General features: G+C 55.1%; 24 protein-coding genes. 7 read left to right on the top strand and 17 right to left on the bottom strand.

The features are described 5' to 3' along the window. Nucleotides 1-35: 35 nt before the first annotated feature. From J7I43_RS16125 to J7I43_RS16105, 5 genes are read right to left on the bottom strand one after another with little or no spacing between them, the layout of a single operon-like run. On the bottom strand, nt 36-1754 hold the full coding sequence (locus J7I43_RS16125) for a DUF885 family protein (RefSeq protein WP_209146878.1): 1719 nt from the start codon (nt 1752-1754) through the stop codon (nt 36-38). A 9-nt stretch (nt 1755-1763) separates the two neighbouring features. Further along, nucleotides 1764-3011, bottom strand: a complete 1248-nt coding sequence (locus J7I43_RS16120; RefSeq protein ID WP_209146877.1) for an NAD(P)/FAD-dependent oxidoreductase — start codon at nt 3009-3011, stop codon at nt 1764-1766. 23 nt (nt 3012-3034) lie between these two features. Next, nucleotides 3035-4048, bottom strand: a complete 1014-nt coding sequence (locus J7I43_RS16115; RefSeq protein ID WP_209146876.1) for a 4-hydroxyproline epimerase — start codon at nt 4046-4048, stop codon at nt 3035-3037. 28 nt (nt 4049-4076) lie between these two features. After that, nucleotides 4077-5507: an aldehyde dehydrogenase (NADP(+)) gene (locus J7I43_RS16110; RefSeq protein ID WP_209146875.1), complete on the bottom strand. Its 1431-nt coding sequence runs from the start codon at nt 5505-5507 to the stop codon at nt 4077-4079. Nucleotides 5508-5514: 7 nt separating this feature from the next. Then, the gene (locus tag J7I43_RS16105; RefSeq protein ID WP_209146874.1) at nt 5515-6453 is read right to left on the bottom strand and encodes a dihydrodipicolinate synthase family protein; all 939 of its coding nucleotides are present in this window, start codon (nt 6451-6453) and stop codon (nt 5515-5517) included. A 129-nt stretch (nt 6454-6582) separates the two neighbouring features. On the opposite strand from J7I43_RS16105, the gene J7I43_RS16100 reads away from it, so the two are divergent. Further along, a complete protein-coding gene (locus J7I43_RS16100) occupies nt 6583-7440 on the top strand; it encodes a helix-turn-helix domain-containing protein (protein WP_209146873.1) in 858 nt (285 codons plus the stop codon). 12 nt (nt 7441-7452) lie between these two features. Further along, the gene (locus J7I43_RS16095; protein WP_209146872.1) at nt 7453-8046 is read left to right on the top strand and encodes an FISUMP domain-containing protein; all 594 of its coding nucleotides are present in this window, start codon (nt 7453-7455) and stop codon (nt 8044-8046) included. A gap of 45 nt (nt 8047-8091) precedes the next feature. On the opposite strand, the gene J7I43_RS16090 is transcribed toward J7I43_RS16095, so the two are convergent. The 5 genes from J7I43_RS16090 to J7I43_RS16070 form a co-directional block, all read right to left on the bottom strand. Beyond that, nucleotides 8092-9552 carry a Gfo/Idh/MocA family protein gene (locus J7I43_RS16090; RefSeq protein WP_209146871.1) on the bottom strand — a complete coding sequence of 487 codons (1461 nt, stop codon included), beginning with the start codon at nt 9550-9552 and terminating at the stop codon, nt 8092-8094. A 238-nt stretch (nt 9553-9790) separates the two neighbouring features. Then, nucleotides 9791-10498: a dipeptidase PepE gene (gene pepE, locus J7I43_RS16085; protein WP_209146870.1), complete on the bottom strand. Its 708-nt coding sequence runs from the start codon at nt 10496-10498 to the stop codon at nt 9791-9793. 131 nt (nt 10499-10629) lie between these two features. Then, the gene (locus J7I43_RS16080) at nt 10630-11481 is read right to left on the bottom strand and encodes a hypothetical protein (RefSeq protein ID WP_209146869.1); all 852 of its coding nucleotides are present in this window, start codon (nt 11479-11481) and stop codon (nt 10630-10632) included. Between the two features lie 159 nt (nt 11482-11640). After that, nucleotides 11641-13503, bottom strand: a complete 1863-nt coding sequence (locus J7I43_RS16075; protein WP_209146868.1) for a tetratricopeptide repeat-containing sensor histidine kinase — start codon at nt 13501-13503, stop codon at nt 11641-11643. An 8-nt stretch (nt 13504-13511) separates the two neighbouring features. Beyond that, nucleotides 13512-14267 (bottom strand): LytR/AlgR family response regulator transcription factor, encoded by a 756-nt coding sequence (locus J7I43_RS16070; RefSeq protein WP_209146867.1) that lies wholly within the window; start codon nt 14265-14267, stop codon nt 13512-13514. A gap of 87 nt (nt 14268-14354) precedes the next feature. On the opposite strand from J7I43_RS16070, the gene map reads away from it, so the two are divergent. The 4 genes from map (at nt 14355) to J7I43_RS16050 (ending at nt 18019) form a co-directional block, all read left to right on the top strand. After that, complete coding sequence (gene map / locus J7I43_RS16065) at nt 14355-15119, top strand: type I methionyl aminopeptidase (RefSeq protein ID WP_209146866.1); 765 nt, start codon at nt 14355-14357, stop codon at nt 15117-15119. 139 nt (nt 15120-15258) lie between these two features. Then, the gene (locus J7I43_RS16060) at nt 15259-16437 is read left to right on the top strand and encodes a DUF5009 domain-containing protein (RefSeq protein ID WP_209146865.1); all 1179 of its coding nucleotides are present in this window, start codon (nt 15259-15261) and stop codon (nt 16435-16437) included. A 9-nt stretch (nt 16438-16446) separates the two neighbouring features. After that, nucleotides 16447-17316, top strand: a complete 870-nt coding sequence (locus J7I43_RS16055; RefSeq protein ID WP_209146864.1) for an aldose 1-epimerase family protein — start codon at nt 16447-16449, stop codon at nt 17314-17316. 241 nt (nt 17317-17557) lie between these two features. Next, nucleotides 17558-18019 carry a hypothetical protein gene (locus J7I43_RS16050; RefSeq protein WP_209146863.1) on the top strand — a complete coding sequence of 154 codons (462 nt, stop codon included), beginning with the start codon at nt 17558-17560 and terminating at the stop codon, nt 18017-18019. A gap of 133 nt (nt 18020-18152) precedes the next feature. On the opposite strand, the gene J7I43_RS16045 is transcribed toward J7I43_RS16050, so the two are convergent. Genes J7I43_RS16045 through J7I43_RS16030 form a run of 4 tightly spaced genes read right to left on the bottom strand, consistent with a single transcriptional unit; the run spans nt 18153 to nt 20484 of the window. Further along, nucleotides 18153-18854 carry a DNA alkylation repair protein gene (locus J7I43_RS16045; RefSeq protein WP_209146862.1) on the bottom strand — a complete coding sequence of 234 codons (702 nt, stop codon included), beginning with the start codon at nt 18852-18854 and terminating at the stop codon, nt 18153-18155. 27 nt (nt 18855-18881) lie between these two features. Beyond that, a complete protein-coding gene (locus J7I43_RS16040; RefSeq protein ID WP_209146861.1) occupies nt 18882-19754 on the bottom strand; it encodes a pirin family protein in 873 nt (290 codons plus the stop codon). A gap of 40 nt (nt 19755-19794) precedes the next feature. Beyond that, a complete protein-coding gene (locus J7I43_RS16035) occupies nt 19795-20166 on the bottom strand; it encodes a hypothetical protein (RefSeq protein WP_209146860.1) in 372 nt (123 codons plus the stop codon). A gap of 18 nt (nt 20167-20184) precedes the next feature. Continuing rightward, nucleotides 20185-20484: a GNAT family N-acetyltransferase gene (locus J7I43_RS16030; protein WP_209146859.1), complete on the bottom strand. Its 300-nt coding sequence runs from the start codon at nt 20482-20484 to the stop codon at nt 20185-20187. Between the two features lie 114 nt (nt 20485-20598). Here J7I43_RS16030 and bioA point away from each other — a divergent pair, with 114 nt between their 5' ends. After that, nucleotides 20599-21885: an adenosylmethionine--8-amino-7-oxononanoate transaminase gene (gene bioA, locus J7I43_RS16025; RefSeq protein WP_209146858.1), complete on the top strand. Its 1287-nt coding sequence runs from the start codon at nt 20599-20601 to the stop codon at nt 21883-21885. Nucleotides 21886-22121: 236 nt separating this feature from the next. Here bioA and J7I43_RS16020 read toward each other — a convergent pair whose 3' ends face one another. From J7I43_RS16020 to J7I43_RS16010, 3 genes are all read right to left on the bottom strand, one after another. Further along, nucleotides 22122-22616: a DUF2911 domain-containing protein gene (locus J7I43_RS16020; RefSeq protein ID WP_209146857.1), complete on the bottom strand. Its 495-nt coding sequence runs from the start codon at nt 22614-22616 to the stop codon at nt 22122-22124. Nucleotides 22617-22702: 86 nt separating this feature from the next. Beyond that, nucleotides 22703-23251 (bottom strand): SRPBCC family protein, encoded by a 549-nt coding sequence (locus tag J7I43_RS16015; RefSeq protein ID WP_209146856.1) that lies wholly within the window; start codon nt 23249-23251, stop codon nt 22703-22705. Nucleotides 23252-23337: 86 nt separating this feature from the next. Further along, nucleotides 23338-23871, bottom strand: a complete 534-nt coding sequence (locus J7I43_RS16010; protein ID WP_209146855.1) for an SRPBCC family protein — start codon at nt 23869-23871, stop codon at nt 23338-23340. Nucleotide 23872: the final 1 nt, after the last annotated feature.

Below are 23872 nucleotides of genomic sequence, written 5' to 3'. Positions count from 1 at the left end.
GAAGGCCGCTTCTTTCGAAACAGCCTTGTTTTTTTTTATAATTTATAGAACCGCCAACTGGTCTTGAAATCCTTTTTCAACGGTTGTTTCAGCAATATTGCGCGCACCATTTCCACCGGCATCGCGTTTTCGGTGATAATGGCGTCGTGAAACTCGCGGTAGCTCATTTTGCCGCTTTCCACCAGTTCGAACCGCAGCGCTTCGAATTGCAGGCCGCCGATCATGTATGCCACCTGGTACAAGGGGCCGTAACCGCCCGTGAACGAACGGCGCACCTCGCCTTCCGCGTTCGCGCGCTCGAAGTTCACACGGTCTACCAGGAAACCGATACATTGTTGCGGCGTCCATTTGTGGGTGTGATAGCTGAGCGAAAATATGATGCGCGCGCAGCGATGCATTCTCCAAAACAGCATGCCGATGCGGTCTTCGGGGCTTTGCGGGAATTTTTTGTCCCACAGCAGGCGCTCCCAGTACAGGGACCAGCCTTCCGTCCAGAAGGGCGTGCCGAAGCGGCGGTACGTGCGGTAGCGGCTGTTCATGAACTGTTGCATGGCATGCCCTGCCAAAAGCTCGTGATGGACGGTGGCGCGGGAAAAATGCGGGTTGTTGCCGCGCATGCTCATCATTTTATCTTCATGCGCCATGGTATTGGTCGGGTACGAAATGATAAATTCTTCGCCGCCCAGGAAAAACGGCGCCACCAGCTGTCTTTCGGGGCTCATCATGCTCATCCGCCACGTTTCTTCGGCCAGTTCGGGAATGGTGACCAGATTATTTTTTTTGATGAAATCAAGGGATTCGTTGTAGAGCTTCATCATCGCTTCGGGCTGTTTGCCGGCGGGCACATAGGTGTTTTTCACCTTTTCCATGGCTGCTTTCCAGTTGTCGCCAAAGCCCATTTCGCGGCTGGCTTTCAGCATTTCCGCATCGCACCAGGCAAACTCCTTGTTGGCGATCGCGATCAGCTCGTCTGGCGTGTAAGGGATCATTTCCTCCTTCAGCTGGCGGATCAGCTCCTGTGTGCCGATGGGATTGCCGATGATGCCGCTGCCGTCGTCTTGTTGCGAACCGGCATTTTTCCCTTTCGCCTGGAATGCGCCGGCGTAGGCGCTCAACAGGCTGTCCAGGTATTTGTAAGGCATGGGCACCCACCAGCTGAACAGCGGGTCGTAGCCGTTATAAAAATCGTAGGCGCTTTTAACGGACGCCTGCAAACCTCTCGCCACGCCTGCCGCGCGGCGGCTCAGCTCCAGTGGCATGGCGCTGTCTTTCTGCAATTGCGTCTTTTTTACCAGCAGTTCCTTAACAATGGTGTTCAGTTCGCCCGCCAGCTTTTCCGCATCGGGCGCGGTTCCCCGGCGGCGGTTGCGTTCTATCGCGTAAATACGCTCTGCGAAAGGAAACCATTTTTCCACCGCGGCGTATTCCTTTTTTTCTTCGTGCAGCCGGAACAGTTCGTCGTTGAGGTTGCGGCGGAAAAGAATGTATTCCACGCGCGAGCCTACCGGGAGTTTATCGAAATCGAGCTGCTCCAGGCGTTTGAGATACGTTTCCTGCAGCACCGCCATTCTTTCACGGCGGTCCGGCGTGTTGGGAATGGCATAGAAGCGGCCCAGCGTGCCACGGTCTGCATTGTATTGCACCATGATATTGTTCACCTCGCTGGACTGCCGGTAAAGGTCGGTATCGGCGGATTGTGCATAGGCGGCGGCCTGCAGCGTGAGTAGCGCGATGCTGCCCAGGATTTTTCTCATAAGTAAGTTTTAAAAACGTTCGGGCGCAAAAGGCTGTATGTCCATACTCGCCGGCTGTTCGTTCGCCAGCTCGCTCACCAGCTTGCCGGTGCCCGCGCCAAGACTGAGCCCCAGCATGGAATGCCCGGTTGCAAGTATACAGTTTTCCAGGTGTTTTATCCTGCCGATGTAGGGAAGACCGTCTGCCGAGCAGGGCCGGTATCCAAACCATACCTGTTCTTTCGCGGGCATGGGAATGTCGTATTCCGGGAGAAAGTTTTTCACCGTGCGCAGGATGCCTTTCACGCGGTTCATATTGGGCGGCGCGGTGAGGGAAGTGATCTCCATCGTGCCGCCGAAGCGGATCTTGTTGCCGTCCATCGGCGTTACGGCCACCCTTCCTTCGGTAAGAATAGCGGGATGGTTCATTTTATACGGCGTATTCTCGTAGGTAACGGAATAGCCACGGCCCGCCACCATAGGCAGGTTAACGTTCAGGCGGGCGGCCATCGCCCGGCTCCAGGAGCCGGTGGCTACCACCACCAGGTCTGCTTCGTACGCTCCCGTACGTGTGATCACTTTCGTGACTTTCCCGTTTGTTTTTTCTATGCCGGTCACTTCTTCGTTCGGCTTCAGCTGCACGCCCTGCGCCGGAAGATATTGACGGAGGTTGTGCATCAGTTTGTTGGGATACAGGTGCGCGTCGCATTTGAAATATACGGCGCCAAGGATGTTGAGCCGCGTTTGCGGTTCCATGGCCTGTACTTCTTCGGCAGTGAGATATTCCGTATCGGAAAGGCCCAGCGCGTGCGCTTTTTCAACGGTATGGCGTGCATGGTCCGCATTCTTTTGCGTCTGGAACAGGTCGAGCAATCCTTTTTGTTCGTACGCGAAATCGAAACCCGGCTGTTGCAGCCATTCCTCGTACATACGTTTGCTGAGCATCGCAATGTCGCGCAGAGGGATGGCGCTGCGTTCCACATGGGCGGCGTTGGCGCTGCGGATGAATTTCAGGCCCCAGTCTATCAGCTCGCGGCTCAGCCTGGGTTTTACATAAAACGGGCTTTCGGGGTCGAGCATCCATCTGAAACCCTGTTTTACGATACCGGGCGTGGCCAGCGGCACGAAATGACTGGGACAAACATACCCGGCGTTACCGTAGGAACAGTTGTCGGAAAAATCCCCTTTGTCGAGCACCGCAACGTCCCAGCCGCTTTGCCGCAGGTAAAGTGCGCTGCTGAGGCCGATAATGCCGCCGCCGATGATTACACATTTCATCCTGTATGTAGCTTTTTGGTTGACTATAATACCTGGAAGCCGTATGCGTAGGGATCGTCTTCCGGGTCTATGCTGATCGTGTTGTATCCGTACACTCTCGCCCAGCCTTCAATACCCGGCCTGATGGCGGGTTTCCCGGCCACGGTCACCTCCTCCTCTATCGTACCCGTAAACCGCGAGCCGATAATGCTTTCATGGAGGAAAGTATCGCCTTTTTTCAATTTTCCTTTTGCATACCATTGCGCCATTCGCGCGGAAGTGCCGGTGCCGCAGGGCGAACGGTCGATGGCCTTGTCCCCGTAAAAAACGGCGTTGCGCGCGGTAGACGTGGGGTCGAGCACGGCGCCCGTCCACATGATATGCGAACATCCTTTGATGGTGGCGTCTTCCGGGTGCACAAATTCGTATTTTTCGTTTATCCGGTTCCGTAATTCCCGCGCCCAGGAGATAAGTTTGTCCGCCGGGTAATGTTCCAGCCCCGCAAAATGGTCCTGCACGTCGATGATGGCGTAGAAGTTGCCGCCGTAAGCCACGTCGAACGTTAGCTCTCCCAGTTCCGGGCATTCCGCGGTAAGACCGCTCGCCTCCAGCCACGACGGCACGTTGGTGAGCTTCACCGTTTTCACTTTATTGCCGATGGTCGTGTATTTGATATCCACCAGCCCGGCCGGCGCTTCCATTTTCACAGTGCCGTGCGTTTTGGGCAGCAGCAGTCCTTCTTCGATGGCGATGGTGATAGTGCCGATAGTGCCGTGCCCGCACATGGGCAGGCAGCCGCTGGTTTCGATGAACAGCACGGCTACGTCGTTTTCCGGGTTGTTTGGCGGGTACAAAATGCTGCCGCTCATCATATCGTGACCGCGCGGTTCAAACATCAGGCCTTTGCGTATCCAGTCGAATTCCCCGAGGAAGTGCGCCCGTTTTTCGCTCATGTTGTTCCCTTTCAGGGAAGGGCCTCCACCCGCCACCAGCCGCACGGGATTGCCGCAGGTGTGCGCGTCTATGCAGAAGAAAGTCTTTTTGGTGGCCTGTTTCATCAATACAAAATAAGAAAATTAACAGGAATCAGCGATTCGTCCATTCATTGTTCACCGTGCGCCAGATACCCAGCGGATTGGCGTTTTGCAGGGCTTCCGGCAGTAGGTGGCCCGGGAAGTTCTGAAAACACACCGGCCTCACCCACCGCTGGACCGCGGAAGCGCCCACTGACGTGAAGCGCGGGTCGGTAGTAGCCGGGAACGGGCCGCCGTGCACCATGCTGGCGCATACTTCCACGCCGGTAGGCACTTCGTTGATGATCACCCTTCCCGCTATCCGGGTGCAGCGTTCGATCAAAGCGGCATTTTGTCGCAGGTCTTCATCCGTCGCCATCAGCGTAGTGGTGAGTTGCCCGCCCAGGCTGTCTATCACCCGCAGCATTTCCGCTTCGCCGCGGCATTGTACCAGTAAGGAATACGGACCGAAAATTTCTTCCCGCAGCGAAACGTCGCGCAGGAAGCCGGCGGCCGTTATCGTGGCGAATGCCGCCGTGTTATTCGCGACAATGCGTACTTCCGGTTTCGACGTTATTACAGAGACAGATTCATCGTAACGAGCCGTTATTTCTTCATGCAACATTCTATGCGGGCTGAACCGGCCGATCTCTTCCGCGAGATGCCGCTGAAATTCATCCAGTTGTTCCCCTGCTACGCCGATCATCAAACCTGGATTGGTACAGAATTGCCCCATGCCGAGCGTGATGGAAGCGGCCATTTTTTTCGCCAGCGCGGCCGCGTCTTCCGCCAGTTTTCCCGGCAGCAGCAACACGGGATTCACGCTGCCCATTTCAGCGAACACGGGAATGGGATCGGGCCTTTCCCGCGCATAACCTAACAACGCCATGCCGCCTTTCTGCGAGCCGGTAAAGGCCACCGCGGCGGTAAGCGGGTGCATCACGAGCGTTTTGCCCGTTTCGTTGCCTGGTTCGGTTACATGCTGAACGGTATGTTCCGGAAGGTTGCAGGATCGAATCGCTTCCTGCATGGCTTCAAACACGAGCGCAGACGTTTGCGGATGCGCGAAATGCGCGCGCACCACCGCCGTGCAGCCCGCGGCCAGCACGCTGGCCGTATCGCCGCCGGCGGTGGAAAATGCATAAGGGAAGTTGGACGCGCCGAACACCACTACCGGCCCCAATGGCACGGACATTTTACGGGTATCCGGCTTTGGCGGCGTACGCTGCGCATCGGCCGTGTCGATGGCCGCCATGATCCAGCTGCCTTCCCTGACCAGGTTGGCAAACAATTTCAGCTGGCCGGTCGTGCGGGACAATTCCCCGTTCAACCGCGCCAGCGGCAGGTGGGTTTCCTGGTGTGTAATTGTTGTAAGCGCTTCTCGCCGGGCTTCCAATGCGGCAGCGACCGTTTCCAGGAACAACGCGCGCTGCGCGGGGCCGGTTTTACGGTATTCCGCAAACGCTGTTGCGGACTGCTGCATTATTTGTGATAGGATCGTCATTTATCTTTTATTTTTCCAGCACCCGGCTCATACCTGGCGCCGCAAATTTTGCAAGATCGGGGCGCGTGGCCAGCGCCTGTTCGATCGTTTGCCGGATGCGTTTTCTTTCTTCTCCCTGCAGCTTGAGCCGCGGCGCGCGAACATGCTCGGAACCAAGACCGGTATACGTTTCAGCGAGCTTAATGTATTGCACCAGCTTGGGATGAATGTCCAGCTCGAGCAGCGGCATGAACCAACGGTACAGTTCCAGCGCTTCTTTGATCTGTCCGGCTTTTACGAGGTTGTACAGCACCACCGTTTCTTCGGGGAAAGCGCATACCAGTCCCGCTACGAGGCCATCGGCGCCGGTTACCAGCTCTTCCAGCGTAAGCGTGTCTACCCCGCAAAGAATGCTGAAGCGGTTGCCGAAACGGTTGCGCATGCGGATCACGTTCGTCACGTCGCGCGTGGATTCTTTCACCGCTTTGATATTATCGCAGGCGGCCAGTTCTTCGAACATCGCGGGCGTGATCTCAATTTTATAATCCACGGGGTTGTTGTACAGCATGATGGGCAACGCAGTGGATTCCGCCACGCTGCGGAAATACTGCACCGTTTCGCGTTCGTCCGATTTGTACCGCATGGGCGGCAGCAGCATGAGCCCTTCCGCCCCCCATTGCGCCGCCAGTGCGGTCTGTTTCACCGCGTCGCGCGTAGCGCCTTCGGCGATGTTAAGGATCACGGGGATTCTGCCTTTCAGCCTTTCCACCGCGAACCGCACCAGTTCCGCTTTTTCTTCCAGAACCAGCGTGCTGGCCTCACCCAGCGAACCGCCGATGATCACGCCGGCCACACCGGCAGACAATTGCGCGTCGAGGTTCCTGCCGAACAGGTCGAGGTCCAGCGTTTCTTCTTCGGTGAATTTGGTGGTGAGCGCGGGGTACACTCCTTTCCATTGTACGGCCATGGGATTTTTTTTCAAAAATAAAAGAAAGCGCCGCGGGCGGCATTACGCTTATTAATCAATATTGCTCATTTTTTAACCAACAGATAATCGATAATCCGCATTCTGGTTAAATTTTGCATAATTTAGGACATGAAAGTTCTGCAGTTCACCATTCCCGTAGCGCCGGATAAAAACATCATCCTTCAAAACGAGCGCCTGCCTTACTTTTACCCGCATCTTCACCGCCACGGCGAAGTGCAGCTTACCTGGATACAGCAGGGCTCGGGCACGCTGGTGGCAGACAACAGCATGCACGCCTTCCGCCCCGGGGATGTATACTGGCTCGCGGGCAACCAGCCCCACGTGTTCCGCAGCGACGATACGCGGCCCGCGGGCGGCGCGCAGGCCCTTACCCTTTTTTTCGACCCGGCGGGCAAACTGGCCCCGGTGTTTTCGCTGGCGGAAATGAAACCCATACGGGCCTTCATCGAAAAATACCCGCGCGGCTTCAAAGTGCCGGAGCAGGCCGCTTCCGCCGTGGCGGCGCTGATGCAGCAGCTCAGCCGGTCGAGGGGCGCGGCGCAGTTCGCCGAATTTATCCGCCTGCTGAGCCATGTGCGCGGCATCACCGGCCTGGAACCGCTTGTAACCGGCGCAAAACCCGCCGCGGTGAACGAACAGGAAGGCCTGCGCATCAGCGCGATCTACGATTATATCATGAAACATTTCGAGGCGGACATCCCGCTGGAAAATATCGCCCGCCACGCGAACATGACGCCGCCCGCCTTTTGCAGGTATTTCAAGAAACATACAAGGCTTACCTTTGTGGAGTTCCTGCATGAGGTGCGCGTACACGAAGCCTGCAAGCTGCTCACCGGCGATTCCGGTGAAAACATCGCCACCATCGCTTACCGCTGCGGGTTCAACAGCATCGCTTCGTTTAACAGGGTGTTCAAAACCGTTACGGGGCTTGCACCGAGGGAATTTGTGAAGGAAATGGAAGAATAAAATCTCTGGGATATGCGCTACTTTATTCTAATGTTCCTCATCGCACAAAACATCGCGTCCGCACAGCAGCCGATCGTGCTGAAAGACCGCGACGGCACGGTGTACCAGCTGAAAGTAATGCCGGACAACCTGTTGTGGATGACCCGCAACCTCGCCACTCAAACAAAAGATTCCTGGTGTTTCAACGACAGCATTTCCTATTGCATGCAATACGGCCGCCTGTACACCTGGCAGGCGGCGCAGGAAGCCTGCGCCATGCTGGGCGAAGGCTGGCGCCTGCCATCGAATGAAGAATGGCAGCGCATGGTGAAACATTTCGGCGGCGTGCGCGACGATTCGCAGGATGGCGGCAAAGCAGCTTTCGTGGCGCTCATGCCGGGCGGGAAATCGGGGTTTGACATCATACTGGGCGGCAACCGCGAAGCAGACGGGAAAAGTTACGCGCGCATGAACCGCCACGGTTTTTACTGGACTTCCACCTCCACCGGCGACGGCACCGCCTGGCTGTACAATTTCGGAAAAGGCGGCCGCATCGTGAACCGCCACAGCGATGCGGACAAACAAGAGGGTTTTTCCGCGCGGTGCGTCAAAAATGTTGCAAACTAAAAAAGGGCGCCTTTGCGGGGCGCCCTTCGTATTGCATATCAAATCCTAATGTACGTTCAGCTGTTTGGATTCGGTTTTTCTTTCCACGCCGATCACGCCGGTGGTGCCGCCGCCTTTCAGCGTCAGTTCCACGGGGGCGTTGGTTTTCCAGGCGCCGCGGGTGAAGTCCGGGATATCCACGCTGCCGGAGCGTTTGGAAAGGGACTTTTCGCTCAGCGGCACGATGCAGCTCCATGCGGCGGCGTCGTACACGTTCTGGTCCAGCGGAAGGCCGTTGCGCAGGCAGTCGATCAGGCGCCAGTCCATCATAAAGTCCATACCGCCGTGGCCGCCTACCTTTTTGGCCAGCTCGCCGATCTTGCGGATGATCTCGGGCGTATATTCCTCCTGCAGTTTTTTCATTTCATCTTCCTTGATCCATCCGTGGCCGAACGCGATACGCTCGGGGCTGGGATATTTGGAGGCCATGCCTTTCGTGCCGCTGATGAGGTGGATGCGTGAATACGGGCGCGGCGTGGTTACGTCGTGCTGCAGCATGAGGGTTTTGCCTTTCGCGGTGCGGATGGTGGTGGTGTTCATGTTACCACGGTATTTTTTGCCGACGAATTCATTATAGAACGGATCGGTGGCCGCTTTTTCCTTCGCCATGTCCGCCATCATAAAATCGTTGCTGGCCATAGACACGAGGTAGTCCATTTTATCGCCGCGGTTGATGTTCATGCACTGCGCGATGGGGCCAAGGCCGTGCGTCGGGTACAGGTTCGCGTTGTGCGCGATGTTCTGGCGGAGCCTCCACATGTTCTGGTAACCTTTTTTGGAAAAATTAAGGTCGCGCAGATCGTGGATGTATGCGCCTTCGGCATGTACCAGTTCGCCGAACATGCCCTGGCGGGCCATATTGAGTGTAAGCAGTTCAAAGAAATCGTAGCAGCAGTTCTCCAGCATCATACAATGCTTTTTGGTGCGCTCGGAGGTATCTACCAGCTTCCAGCAATCTTCCAGCGACAGTGCGATGGGCACTTCGGAAGCGGCGTGGCAACCGGCTTCCATGGCGTAAAGGGCCATGGGCGTGTGCAGGTGCCAGGGCGTGGTGATGTACACCAGGTCCGGCTTTTCCTTGTCGATCATTTCTTTCCAGCCGTTTTCGCCGGAATACTCCTTAGCCGCGGGACGGCCGGATTTGGTAACGATGCCGTTGGATTTGGCCGCGCGTTCGGGAAGAAGGTCGCAGATGCCGACGATCTCCACGCCGTCGATGAAGGACATTCGCTGTACCGCGCCCGGCCCGCGCATACCCTGGCCGATGAAGCAGATACGCACCTTGTCGATCTTCGGCGCGGCATAACCGCTCATGTTGAAACGCTGCTGTTTGGAGGATTGTTCCAGCGCTGCTTTTAATTCCCGGTCGCTCGGGGCTTCGGGAGCGGCAAAGGAAGGGAGCCCCATTGCAAGGGCGCCGGAGCCTACCGCCAGCTGGCGGAGGAAATTACGTCGAGTAGCACTCATAATTTATCAGTTGAGTTGTGGACTATGAAGTGGTTAAAATAGTAAAGTTTTGACCTTTATTCATCATTTTTTGATGAACGTACGGATTCAGGTACAGAATTAACAGGGAACACGACGAAAACCGCCCAACGGCTGCTAAAACAAGCGGGACGGGCGTCTGCGCAAACGGTTGCGCAAGTTTCACGATCCCCGCAGCTGGTTCTTTTCTTACCGTCGGCGATACGAAATTAACATCGCGTCAGGAAAATTTCAGCAGCGCTCCCGTGGCCAGTTCGTACGGCGTCCGGCCGGGTAAAAAGATCCGCGCGCTGTGTTTGCCTTCCAGCGTGATAGTTTCCCCGTTCACCGCGATCCAGTTGCCCTCGCGCAGCCCCACCACCGGGATGTTGTTTTGCGTATGAAATTCCCTGATGCGCGTTTCCCTGGTTTCGCCCATATGCTCAAGACCGGGCACCGGGTCGAGATAATGCGGGTTGAGGTTGAACGGCACCAGTCCCATGGTTTTGAAACCGGGCGGGTAAACGATCGGCATATCGTTGGTGGTCTGCATGTTCACTCCGCCGATATTGCTGCCCGCGCTGCAGCCGAGATAAGGTTTGCCGGCATTCACCGCTTCGGCCAGCGCGTCCATCAGGCCAAGGTCGTGCAGCTGTTTCACCAGCAGGAACGTATTGCCGCCGCCGGTGAAAAAAGCCTGCGCGTCGCGGATAGCCCGCAGCGGGTCGCTGAAGGTGTGCAATCCTTTCACGCGGATACCTTTCTGTTCGAACACGCCGGCCGCGCGCCGGGTGTAATCATCATGACTGATACCACCCGGGCGGGCGAAAGGAATGAACACGATTTCGCTGATATTGGCGAAAAGGTCAGCCATCACAGGCGCCAGGTATTCGAGGTATTCTTCGCCGTACAGGGTGGACGTACTGGCAAGCACGATCTTCTTTTGCATTTGTCAAAAATAAAGAAACTCCCCCGAACGGGAGAGTTTCTGATCCTCATGTTACATCCGTTTAGAATGACGGTGATGTTGATAAACATGGTTCCGGGGTTCTATTTATTGAGGTAGCAACACTAATCGTTTTATATGAACAGTTCGTCGTTCCCTTTTTCCGCCGCCAGCACCGCTTTTTCGAAACGGTTAAAAAGAAGAGGTACAGGGATTTCGGACATATTGTCCAGCCGCAGCTGAATGGCCTGCTCGGCCAGCAGCGAAACCCGGAATGCGGGCAAGCCCACCACCAGCACCGCCTGCCCCAACGGGTGATACCAGCGGTATTGCAAAGGCCATTCGCGGAACCGTTGCGAGGCCACTTTAAAAAGATAAGCCCCCGCATGAACGGCCAGCCATTGCCGCCTGTGCCGCAGCAATGCGCTGTTGCGCGTCTCGGACAGTACCAGATCCAAAATGAACAGGCTGTTCTGTTCACCATTCAACCCGCGGCCGAATCTTTCTTCGTAAAAGGCAATGAACTCCTCCGCCTGCCGGTTGATCAGGGACGTGTGTTCGATGAAAGGCCGGATTGGGTCGGGTTTCCGGAATAAGCGGGATAAGCGCATGCCTGCCGGTTGAATTGGATCAGTACAACATTTTCTGAAATTCCCCTTTTTGATGATAGAGCAGCGTAAAGCCGTGCCCCCGTTTTTCGGGGATACGTATACGGCGATCTTCAAATCGTCTTCAGGGCTGTCGATACGGCTTGGCATGGCTACCGATACGGTGTTGCATACCATGTCCGTGAACTTCTTTTCTTTCTCCACCTTTTCGATGGAAGATCTCACCAGGCCCGGGATCTTTTGCAGGTCCCGCACCTGTTCGAGCGTGAACATAAAATCCCGGCCCCGCATGTCTTTGGCATTGTCGTGCGAGCGGCCGCCGCCGAAAAACCGGCACGATGCCAGGGCCGCGAGCGCCGCAAAACAAAGTTTTTCCATGTTTCCGGTTTTCAGGTTGATGTAGCCAGGAGCGTATGTTGAACGCGGAGCAAACATACCGGTAATCGCCCCGCCCAAAAGAAGGGAATACAAAAGCGCCCGGACCTTTCTTAAATCCGGGCGCTCCTGGCCGATATCCGTTTTATGGAGAAAATGCGGTTATGAACGCCGGAAAGGCACATCGAGCTCCACGCGGATGCCCTGCCCGTTTTCCGAACGTTTGTCGATAATGCGAAGACTGGCGGGCCGTTTGGTCTGTTTACCCAGCATGTTCAGCCTTTCCTGCGTGATGACGGTGGAAAGTGAAGTTTTTTCCTGTTTTTCCGCTTCCGGCTGAAGGCCCCGGCCATTGTCTTCTATCACGCAATGCAGCACATGCGGGCCGCGCCCGATATGGATGCTGATGAGGCCTTTCCTGTCCAGCTGGCGCAGGCCGTGCTGGATGGCGTTTTCCACGAAAGGCTGTAGCAGCATGGGCGGTATCAGCAGGCCGTCTTCCTCGTATTGTTCGTATACTTCCAGCGTGTAATCAAAAGCGCCTTCGAAGCGCATCAGCTGCAGGGCGAGATAACTTTCGAGGGCGGTCACCTCGTCTTTCAGCGGCACAAAACTTTCGCGCGCGTTTTCAAGACTAATGCGCACCAGCCTGGCGAATTTGTTCAGGTAACGGATGGATTTCTCCCGGTCGTCGTTGCGGATAAAACTTTGCAGCACGCTCAGCGTGTTGAAGATAAAATGCGGCTCCATCTGGCTGCGCAGCAATCGCTGCCGGAGCGAAGTTTCCCGCAGCTGCTGCTCCAGCTTTCTCCTCCGGTACAACAAAAACCCGATGGCCGCCACCAGCGCAACGCCTACGATCATCGCGGCAATGATCAGCTGCTGCTGCTGCCTGATCTGCCGGTTCACTTTATTTTCAAAAGAAAGCTGCTGGATCTCGTCGTCTTTCGCTTTTACGGCATACTGCGTTTCCAGCTCGCGCGCCTGCACGGCGATAGACGAATCCACTTCCGTTTCATACGCATCCATCGCGGAATCCATCGATGCGTACGCTTCCCGGTACTGCCCGCGCTCGGCATGGTTCTTCGCTCTTTTTTCCCATATTTTGGTGATCACGGACTGGTCGCCGGCTTCGGTCGCCAGCGCATACGCCGTATCGAGGTAAGTTTGCGATTCTGTGAAACGCCCCATCAAAAAATAAGTGTCGGCCACGCCGAAAACGGATTCCCCGTCCAGCACGCCCAGCTCGCGGTTCAGCGCCAGTGCCTTTAATTGGTAGGGCAGGCCTTCCGTATATTTCCCTTGTTTGTCCAGCAGGATGCCGAGATTTTCGTACCGCACCGCGTCGAAATAGGGATTGGAGAACAGCGTGTCGTTTTCCATCGCTTTAAAAAACAGCACGGCGGAATCCAGCTGTTTTTGTTCCGTGTAATATTTGGCGATGTTGTTGGCAAAAACGGTTTTCAGCTTGGGCTGCGTCGTTCTTTCAAAGCCTTCGAAAAGATATTTGCGAAGCGCGGGCTCATCCCCTATTTCGCTGTAGATCTCCGAAAGCCGGAGGCAAATGAGCGGCAGGCCGTTCGTGTCCGATTTATGCGCGAGATAATACGCTTCGCGGGCATAGTGCAGCGCGCTGTCGGGATGCGCTTCTTCGTTCCAAAGGTCCGCCAATTGTATTTTTGCGGCGATAACGTGTTTGCCCGTGCTGTCTTTTTCCGTTGCCAGCCGCAGCGATTCGTTGAGGAAAATACGCGCGCTGTCGTACTTCTCTTCCATGATGAACTGCACGCCTTTGAAGCGGAAATAAGAACAGGTAAGCCCTACGTCGTTGAGCTTCTGCACAGCCGGGTACAGGCTGTCCAGCTTGCGGCCCGCTTCTGCCGGTTGCCGGTCGTGGAAATACGGGTTGATATCCGACTTCATAAAAGCGAGCACAGAATCGGCTTTCGCGGGACTGCGAACGGCCTGCGGGCGCGTGCAGCCGGCTATCGCAACAATGATCGGCAGGAATGTGATGAAGCGCATAACGGGTGTTATCTGTTTCCGGTAAGGTATTCCACTACGTAATCTTTCCGACGGGTAGACACCGGGATCTCCACATTGTTGCGGAGCACAAGGTATCCGTCTTTATGATAACGGTCGATAAACCGGTGATTTACAAGATACGACTGGTGCGGCCTGATAAACCAGGTTTCCGGCAGCAGCTCTTCATATTCCTTGATGGAGCGCGATACTACGATCTTGCGCCCGTCCGTCAGAAAAAACGTGGTATATCCCGCATCGCTCTGGCAATACAGGATTTCTTCAAAAGCCACCACCTGCAGGTATTGCTGCGAGCGCAGCACGATGCGGTTTTGCAGGCCGCCCTGCCTGAATTGCTGCTGTGCCAGGCTCAGTTGTTCCGGCGCCGCGGGCCCTGCGGCGTGTACCCGTGCCAGCGCCTGTTGCAGCTCTTCTTCGTCTACCGGTTTGAGCAGGTAATCGAGCGCGCCGAACTTGATGGCTTTGATCGCATAGTCCTGGTGAGCGGTAATGAAGATCACCTTGCAGCCCGCGGCGGAAGGTTCCCGGAGGATGTCGAAGCCGGTGCCGTCGCCCAGCGAGATGTCCAGCAGCAGAAGGTCGGGTTGTGTGGCGGGGATGATGGTTTTTGCTTCCTGCACGCTGCCGCAAATGCCTGTCACAACAAAGCCGGGCTGTTGCTGCATCAGCGCCTGCAGGTCTTTCCGGATGGCGGGTTCATCGTCAATGATCACCACCCTCGTGAGGGGGGATGGTCCGTTTTTCATACCGCTAAAGTATCGTATTTAGGCAAGAACGCCTACTGAAAAACGCCTGAAAATCCGTACCTTGGGGGTTACACTAATACATCAGACATGTCGATATCATCACAGGCGGAAATGCTGGGCATGCAAAAGGCCAGCGAAGCGGTAGCACAGGCGCTCAGAAGAATGCGGGAATACGCAAAACCGGGTATGAGCACGGCGGAGCTGGACGAGTTCGGCCGGTCGGTGCTGGCGGCGTTCGGTGCGCGTTCCGCGCCGAAGCTGACATATGGTTTTCCCGGCTGGACCTGCATCAGCGTGAACCACGAGATCGCGCACGGCATCCCCACGCAAAAAACCATCCTGCAGGAAGGCGATTTGGTGAACGTGGACGTAAGCGCGGAGCTGGAAGGCTTTTGGGCGGACAATGGCGGGTCTTTTGTATTGGGAGAAGATATTCATCAACACCAGCAGCTGGTGAACGCATCGCGCGATATTCTTCGTATAGCCATCGCCAACATCCGCGACGGGGTGAAGATCGCGCAGGTAGGCGGCATTATCGAAGCGGAAGCCCGCAAACGCGGCTACCGGGTGATCAAAAACCTGACGGGGCACGGCATCGGCCGCAGTCTTCACGAAGAGCCGCATTCCATCGCTAACTATTACGACAAATTCAACCGCACCAAATTCAGGAAAAATTCGGTGGTGGCGGTGGAAACGTTTATCTCCACAAAAGCGACCTGGGCTTATGAGAACGGCGACGGCTGGACGCTTGCGGCCCGCGACGGCAGTTACGTGGCGCAGCATGAACATACGATCGTGGTAACGGACGGGCTGCCGGTGATCCTGACCGGGGAGAACGGTATCTGGAATTAATCTTCTTTTTGATGATAATGAAACGCTCCGCGGGATCTCCCGGCGGAGCGTTTTTTATTTTGCCGTGAAGCCGGGCTTTGGCCCATACAATCATTGAAAAAATTTATATCTTGATATACCGTTAAATCCCCGGCTATATATGAATTCCACGCAACGCGTCGCTTCGATCGACATTACACGGGCGCTTACTATGTTACTGATGATTTTTGTGAACGACCTCTGGAGCCTGAAAGACATTCCCGGATGGCTGGAGCATACCGCCGCACAGGAAGACGGCATGGGCGTTGCGGACGCGGTGTTTCCCGCGTTCCTGTTCATCGTCGGCATGAGCCTTCCTTACGCCATCAGCAACCGCATCAAAAAAGGCGACAGCATTTTTCAGCTGGTCCGCCATGTGGTGGAACGTTCCATCGGCCTGCTGGTGATGGGGCTTTTCCTCGTCAACGGCGAAAATCTCAACGCGGAAGCCACCGGCATCAGCCGCGGCGTGTGGAACATGCTTTGCTGCACCGGTTTTATTTTGATATGGAACCAATATCCCGCAACATGGCCCAAAACCAGGCAAAACATTTTCAAAGGCCTGGGCATCGCGATACTGCTGGCACTGGCCTGGATCTGCCGCGGGGGCGACGAAGCGCAGCGTTTTTCCACGTACTGGTGGGGCATCCTGGGGCTGATCGGCTGGGCCTATTTCGCCAGTGCGCTGATCTATGCGCTGGGCAAGGGAAAATTCGCCGCAGTGCTGGGCGGCTGGCTGGTGTTCAGCGGGCTGAGCATAGCCACGCATGCGCATCTTCTGCCGCGCGGTAATTTCTTAAGCACGCTGCTCAGCCCGCTGGATAACGGGGCCATGCCTTCGCTGGTAATGGGTGGAACTTTGGTGGCGATGATCTTCAGAAGTTATACTTCCGCCGGCAAATGGAAACAGGTGATCCCTTTATTGCTGGGCATTGCCGTTGTACTGGCCACGGCGGGCCTGCTCACCCGACCCATCTGGGAAATATCGAAGATCCGCGCCACGCCCAGCTGGGTGATGATCTGCAGCGCGCTCACCATCGGGCTGTTCCTGATCACTTACTGGCTGGGGGACCTTCAGCAAAAGGCCCGCTGGTTCAGGGTCATTAAACCAGCCGGCACCGATACGCTGCTTTGTTACCTTATTCCTTATTTCGCTTACACCATTTTGACCATGACGGGCGTGTTCGCCATGGAAGCGCTGGCCGGCTGGGTCGGCATCCTCAAGTCCCTTCTTTTTTCCATACTGATGATCCAGATCGCAGGTTTGCTCAATAAAGCAGGTATCCGCCTGAAACTGTAACTTTGCCGCATGATGGAAATTGCCAACGAATATATCCGTGTGCAGGTAAGTGCCCAGGGGGCTGAACTGCAAAGCATCGTAAGGAAAGACAACCAGCTGGAATACCTCTGGAGCGGCGACCCGGCCTTCTGGGGCAAAAAAAGCCCGGTCCTGTTCCCCATCGTGGGCGGACTGAAAAACAACGCCTACCAGTACAAGGGGAAGACGTACCAGCTGGGCCGTCATGGTTTCGCGAGAGACATGGCGTTTAACGTGAACGAACACACGCCCACAAGCATTACGTTCAGCCTCTCAGACAACGAACAGACGCTGGACAAATACCCTTTCCCCTTTACCCTCACCGTACGTTACGCCATCCAGAACGCGACGCTGAAAGTCGGTTATTCCGTGCAGAACACCGGCGATGAACCGATGTATTTCTCTATCGGCGCGCATCCCGCGTTTAAAGTGCCGCTGACGGAAGGCACCTCCTTCGACGATTATTCCCTGCATTTCAGCGAGGCGGAGCAGGCGCCGGTATGGCCTTTGTCCGACGAAGGACTGATCCAAACAACGCCCGTTCCCTATCTCGAAGACACCACCGCCCTGCCGCTGGAAAAACCGATGTTTTACAAAGACGCGCTCGTATTCAAACACCTCGCTTCCGAAACTATTTCCATCCGCAGCGACAAAACGCCGCATGGCCTGGAAGTGAGCTTCCCGGGTTTCCCGTACATGGGCATCTGGAGCGCGAAAAATGCGGATTTTGTGTGTATAGAACCGTGGTGCGGCATTGCAGACCATGTGAACGCGAGCGGGGAGCTGAACGAAAAAGAAGGCATTCACCAGCTGGCCCCGGAAGGTATTTTCAAAAGAGAGTGGTCGGCGATCTTTTTCTGATTAAATTTTCCCCGACAAAATAAAAAGCGGTTATCCCTCGGCGAGCGCTGCTTTCCATGGCTGGCGCAAGCCTTGCGGGTTGGATGATGCGCGTTAGCTGACTTGTGCCATATGCCAGGCTCAGTAAAACATAGCATTAACAGAAGTCGCCATAGCTACGGATAGACACAGGGGCCTGCGCACAAGGCTTGCGCCAGCTGGAGGAACTCATAACAGTATTTCTTAAATTAAGATTAAATTAATGATAGTAGTAAATGCTGCATTTATTGAGGAATTTCTAATCCCAATGGTTGGAGGTGAGGACAGGGAAGATGACGAAGAGGTAATGCAAATGTCCAAATTGAATTTAGATAAAAGGGAAGATAGAACTGAACTCATTCATAAATTTCTGTTACCTGCTTTTAGGTCACGACCTGAAGAGATTAAACGATATGCAAAAGATAGCCTGGCATATTATCTCTGTTCAAATAAGATTAACTTTGAGAGAGTGCTGGATTCCATAATGGCGCCGGTAATTTATTCTGATAACGTTCGTCTTTTTTTTATACAACTTTGGGAGTTGGCTTTTACAGGAGAAAGTTATGAATATATAAGAAGGCTGGCGGTAAGAGAAGAGTTTGGTGTTCCGCAAAAATTATATGAGAAAAAGAAAAACACGGGTAATCTTTTTTTAAGGTGGAAAAATCTATTTAGAAAGAAATAGGGACTATCCCGCTGGCTCCCGTTGACGCAAGTCTTGCTGGTTGGATTATGCACGTTAGCTGACTTGCGCCATATCTCTGGCCCAGTAAAATATAGTATTAACAGAAGTCGCCATAGCTACAAACAGGCATGCATCAGCATTTCAGCGTCTTTTTCTTTTTGACCCCGCGTTTGCGTGAACTGTTGATGTATTCTTCCGCCGCCGGCACTTTACAGGCCGTATCGCCCATAAAAACGCTCACCGTCCCGATCTTCCGCGCGGCTTCCACGGCTTCGTCGCGCAGCGCGTCTACATAAGTGCCGAGATGTATCACGAAATTGTTCATCGTGTACCGCACGCGGTTCGGCGCTTTGTGTATTTCTTTTTCCACTTTTTTGAGCAGTTTCCGCAGCTGCGGGATGTCCAGCTCCGCGTCGGGTTTCAGCGAAGTGAGGCCGCTGATGGTATTCCAGCCAGTGCTGGCCACCTGTTCGTCTTTATCGTCGATCCATTGCAGGCCCAGCTTCCAGGCGTCAGGGTGTTCGGCGGCCACCCATACCACGGTGCTTTCGCTGATGCCGTGGGAATTGGCGGTTTTCGCCCATTTGTCCAGCTGCGCCGGCGTCATCAGCGCGCCGTTGGCCAGCAGGCCGGCCAGGTATTGCGCGTCGTAGCCGCCCGTTTCATAAAGCTGTATCGCCAGTTGCTGGTCGTTTTTTATCTTTTTGAGGATCACCTTCAGGTCGGCCACTTTCGCGCCGTAAACGGGCTCTTTTGCGCCATGGTTCATCAAAATGCGCTTAATGCCGTCCGTGCTCACGGCGGCAATGGCTTTGAGTGTTTCCTGTAAGGTCATGGCAGGGATTTTACCGGAAATTACTGATTAATCTTCAATGAGAATGCCCATTTTGCCGATCTGGTAATCGCGCATGGCCTGCAATACTTCCGTTTCGGTATTCATCACAAAGGGGCCGTTGGCGGCGATCTTTTCATGGATCGGTTTGCCGGAGGCGATGAACAGCCGCGTGTCTTCTTCCGCGCGTATGCCGATGCCCTCCCCGTCTTCACGGAACACTACCGCATGGAAGCCGGTGTACACGCTGCCGCCTTCCACTTTCAGCTCGCCGTCGAGCAGGTAAATAAATGCGTGATGGTCTGCGGGAAGTGGCAGGTACATGCTGCCGCCTTTTTTGCATTGCGCGGTGAACGTGTTCAGGGGCGTGAGCGTGGGAACCGGCCCTTTTACGCCGTTAAGCTCCCCGGCGATAACGCTCACTTTCACCAGGCCGTCCTCACTCGTCACCACGGGCGTATCGGCCTCGTGCAGCGGGAAATACGAGGGCTGGTCCATTTTATGTTTTGCGGGCGAGTTCACCCAGAGCTGTATCAATTCCTGCACGCCGCCGGTCTCGAAAATATCCTGTGGCGGCCGTTCGCTGTGCACGATGCCCATGCCGGCATGCATCCATTGCGTGCCGCTGGCATGTACCACGGAATTATTCCCCCGGCTGTCCCGGTGGTGCACGCCGCCTTCGAAAATAAAGGTGACCGGCGAAAAGCCGCGGTGCGGATGCGGGCCTACGCCGAGGTGGCGCAGGGGAACATCGTCGCGCACCTGCGCGCGGATGTGGTGAAGCAGCAGGAACGGATCGATGCGGTCTGCATGTACGGAGGGGAATGGCTGCCGCAGCGGCATGCCGTCCATATCTTTCTGGTCTGCGTAAAGCACGTCCCTTACGCTTCTGTATTTATTCATCTGGCGTTGAGTCGTTTTGCACGGGTTTGTCTGCGTTCGTTTAAGCTTTGAGCAGGCTGCGCTTGAATCCTTTAAATTCTTCGCGGAGGTCTACGAACAGCCGGTCGAAAGTATCCATATCGTCCTGCAGTTTGTTGTGCAGCATGTGTAGCTGCGCATTGTCGCCGTTTTCTTCAGACATCATCTTGTCTCCTTTGATCACCTGCTGCAGCAGGTCGTTCACCACTTCTTTCTGGCGGATCAGTGAGTTCTGGAAATGCTCGATCCTGGCGAGCTGGTCGTGATCCAGCTTTTGCGAAGCCAGTTCCGTCAGCTCTTCGGTGAGCGACTTGATCTCCTTTTCGTTCAATAACAGGTCTTTTTTCCATTCCTGGTGCAGGCGGTGGAGCCGATCGAAGTTTTCTACAGGCATAAAATAAAAGTGGATGGTTTAAACATTGATACCATGCGCCAGCAGCTTTTTCCATTCAGGGTGCTTGCGTATGAAAGTAGCCACGTACGGGCAGAGCGGAACAAGTTTGAGGCGGCGTTCCTCCAGGATATGCAGCACCCTTTCCACCAGCGCCGAGGCAATACCCTTGCCTTCGAGGGCCGGCGGAACTTCCGTATGGGTCAGGAAGATCTTGTTCCCGCCGAACATATATTCCACCTTCGCCAATTGCCCGTCGATTTTTACTTCGAACTGACGGGCGTTCACATTATCAATAACTTCCAACAGCTTCGTTTCCATGATGTCCTTTTAGGGGGTGTGACCAAATCTTGTGCCGTATAATAAACACAAAGTTACGTAAATGGTTCCGTCCGGGATGCATTAGCATATTCATGTATGTCTTACATTTGCCGGATGCAAAAAAGTTTAAGCGAGAGAGACCAGGCGGTGATCTGGCACCCTTACACGCAGATGCAGACGGCTCCCGCCCCCGTGGCGCTGGTTCGGGGCGAAGGCGCGCTGCTGTTCGACGAGCAGGGCAACCGGTATATAGACGCCACTTCCAGCTGGTGGGTGAACATTCACGGCCACGCACATCCTTATATTACGCAAAAACTGGCGGAGCAGGCCGCAAAGCTCCATCACGCCATATTTGCCGGGTATACGCACGAGCCCGCAGTGGCCCTGGCCGAACAGCTGTTGCCTGTGCTGCCGGGCAAACAGGCCAAAGTGTTTTATTCGGACAATGGCTCCACCGCCGTGGAAGTGACATTGAAAATGACGATCCAGTACTGGCGGAACAAAGGCATTGAACGCAAAAAAATACTGGCCTTCCACAACGCCTATCACGGCGATACTTTCGGCGCCATGAGCGTAAGCGCACGCAGCGTGTTCACCCGTGCGTTCGACGATTTCCTGTTCGAGGTCAATTTTATCGATACGCCCACCGAAGAAAATATTGAGCGGCTGCTGGAAGAAGTGGCGCTGCTGGCGCCCGATACCGCCGCGTTCATTTTCGAGCCGCTGGTGCAGGGCGCGGGCGGCATGCTGATGTATTCCCCCGCCGTGTTCGACCGGCTGCTGGCCTTCTGCCGCGAAAGAGGCATTTTGCTGATAGCGGACGAGATCATGACCGGCTTCGGCAGAACCGGCACCAACTTCGCGATGGAACAGGTGCAAACCCCGCCGGACATGATCACCCTTTCCAAAGGCCTTACCGGCGGCACCATTGCCATGGGCATCAGCACCTGTACGCAGGAGATCTACGATGCGTTTTTGAGCCACGACAAGCTGAAAACCTTGTTCCACGGTCATTCCTTCACCGCCAACCCGCTCACCTGCGCGATAGCGCTGGCCAGCCTGGAGCTGTTCCTGCAGCCGGAAAGCCTCGCCAACCGGGAAAGGATCAACGCGCGCCACCGGCAATTCGCGGTGGAGCTGGCGTATCACGACGATGTGCGCAACGTCCGCACGCTGGGCACTATTCTGGCGTTCGAGATCGAAACGGGAGAAGCGGATGGTTACGTGAACAACCTGGCAGGCTTCCTGGCGGATTTTTTCAGGGAGCGGCGCATTATGCTGCGGCCGCTGGGCAATACGCTGTACATCCTGCCGCCGTATTGTATTACGGATGCGGAGCTGGACGAGGTGTATCAATCGATACTGGATATGCTGCGGGAATACGGGAAAAAATGGGAGTAACCGGCGCCGGAGTTTGCGCAATTGTGCAATTTACTACGGTTCTGTTACGGTATCCCTACTAAAGCCTTACTAAAGCATTACTGAAGCAACGCCTTTAGCCGACCGTTGCGCGGGGCAGTGCCTTGAATGGAGGGAATTTAGCCAGGCTGTTAACATCCCGGCGAACCGGAAACCGTTAAAAGGACCGGCCCGGAAGCAAACGCCCCGGGCCGGTCAAAGATTTGTTTGCGTATTGCTTAGAAAGTCAGGGGAACTACCGCTTTGGCATCGTCCCACTCGAACACGAGCGAGCCTTTCGGCAGGCTGAAGGTCAGTTTCTCAACGGTGGAGGCCGTTTTCTGACGGGCCACTTTTACCTCGGCTACGTTTTTGTCTTTGTTCTTTTCATACTCGGAAGCACCGTTTTGCGCCGGAACACTATTCAGGATGAAAGTAAAATCCTTTTCGCCGGGAATGATGAAGAGCGCATAAGTACCGGCTTTCACGCTTTTACCGCCGAATTGGGCGTCTTTCTTAAAAGTGATGTCGGTAGACTTGTTGGCACCTGCGCGCCATACTTTTCCATAAGCTTCGAGGCCGGGAAAAATCTGGCGACCTTTTTTAGACGGCTGGCCGTAAGCGATTTCAACATTATCCCCGGAGGCGGTTACGCGCGGGCTCTTGGGCGGGTCCTGCGCCAGCACTGTTGTGGCGGTGAAAAGGAAGGCGAGGCCGAATAACATACTTTTCATAAAATAGGATTTGATTTGAATGAAATGGAAATTTACGCCGTTCGGTTCACAATTACCATACCATTCAAATAAAACCGCAATTAAAATCAGGGCCTTTCACAAATATCCCGCAGCTTGTTGAGGCCTTCTTCCATGGAATCGCCATAGACCCTGTCCATCAGGAAACCGCGGAGTTTCCACCAGGGCGTCATGCCCACTTTCGCTTCCAGCCGCCACAAAATAGCGGTGCCTTTGCCGTCTGTGGTGGGTTTCAGCTCGATATACCCTTTCACCGGCTTCATAGACGGGTCGGTCATGTTAAATTCGATGCCTTTGGTGGAATCGGCGGCCACTATTTCCACCCTGCCGGAGGCGGCCGCGCCGGAAGTTTTGCTCCAGGTATACCAGGCGCCCGTTCCCACGGAAGGGTCGGAATACTGCAAAAGCAGGTGCTCGCGCCCGCGGTAAGCGGGGTTCCAGGGGTTCCATTCCTGCCAGGTCTTCAGGTCGCCCGTTACCGCATACACTTTATCCAGCGGCGCGCTGATAGAGCCGGAGCGTTCCATGCGGGCGGTGGATGGAAAGGCAAGGGACAATAAAAACACAAGCGTGCCCAGTACAACCACTGCGGCCAGGAACATTTTTAAAAATCTCATAGTCGTTTCGATGCGGGCTTCGCCCAATAAAAAAGGGCTTTCCAGCCCTTTTTCTATAACAGAATTACCGGTTCCGGGTTTTTAAATCAAATCTCGCTCAGTCTTTTCAGGTTGCTCAGCCCCTTCTCGAAATCGCTGCCCACCCATTTGTTCACCAGGTTGCCGATCAGCTTGCGGACCGGGTTCTGCCCCACATCCGTTTCCATGCCCCAGGTTACCAGCGTGCCCGTTGCGGCGGACCTGAAACGGAAATAACCTTTCACGGGCCCCTGCTGCATAAAATTCATTTCGTTGGCAATATACTCATTCGTCCGCGATTCGGTGATCTTCAGGCTGCCTTTGCCAATGTTGCGGTTCCGGCTTTTCCAGGAATAGGCAGCGCCCTGGCCGGAATCCGTCGGCGAATATTCCACTTTCATCTGCGGGTCTTCCCTATGCCACGGGCTCCATTGAGGCCAGTTGCGCAGCGTGTTCACAAAGCTGAATATCCTGCCTGCGGGGGCGCGGATGAGTAAAGAACGTTCCACTCGTACGCGGGAAGGCAAATAGGTGGCGAATACGAATAACCCTAACACAATCACAGCCACAGCCCCCAGGATGATCATTAAGGCTTGTTGCATA

Source organism: Chitinophaga chungangae, from assembly GCF_017742215.1.
GTDB lineage: Bacteria > Bacteroidota > Bacteroidia > Chitinophagales > Chitinophagaceae > Chitinophaga > Chitinophaga chungangae.
The sequence above is the reverse complement of the archived record's forward strand: the minus strand, read 5'-3'. Positions and strand labels throughout refer to the sequence as shown.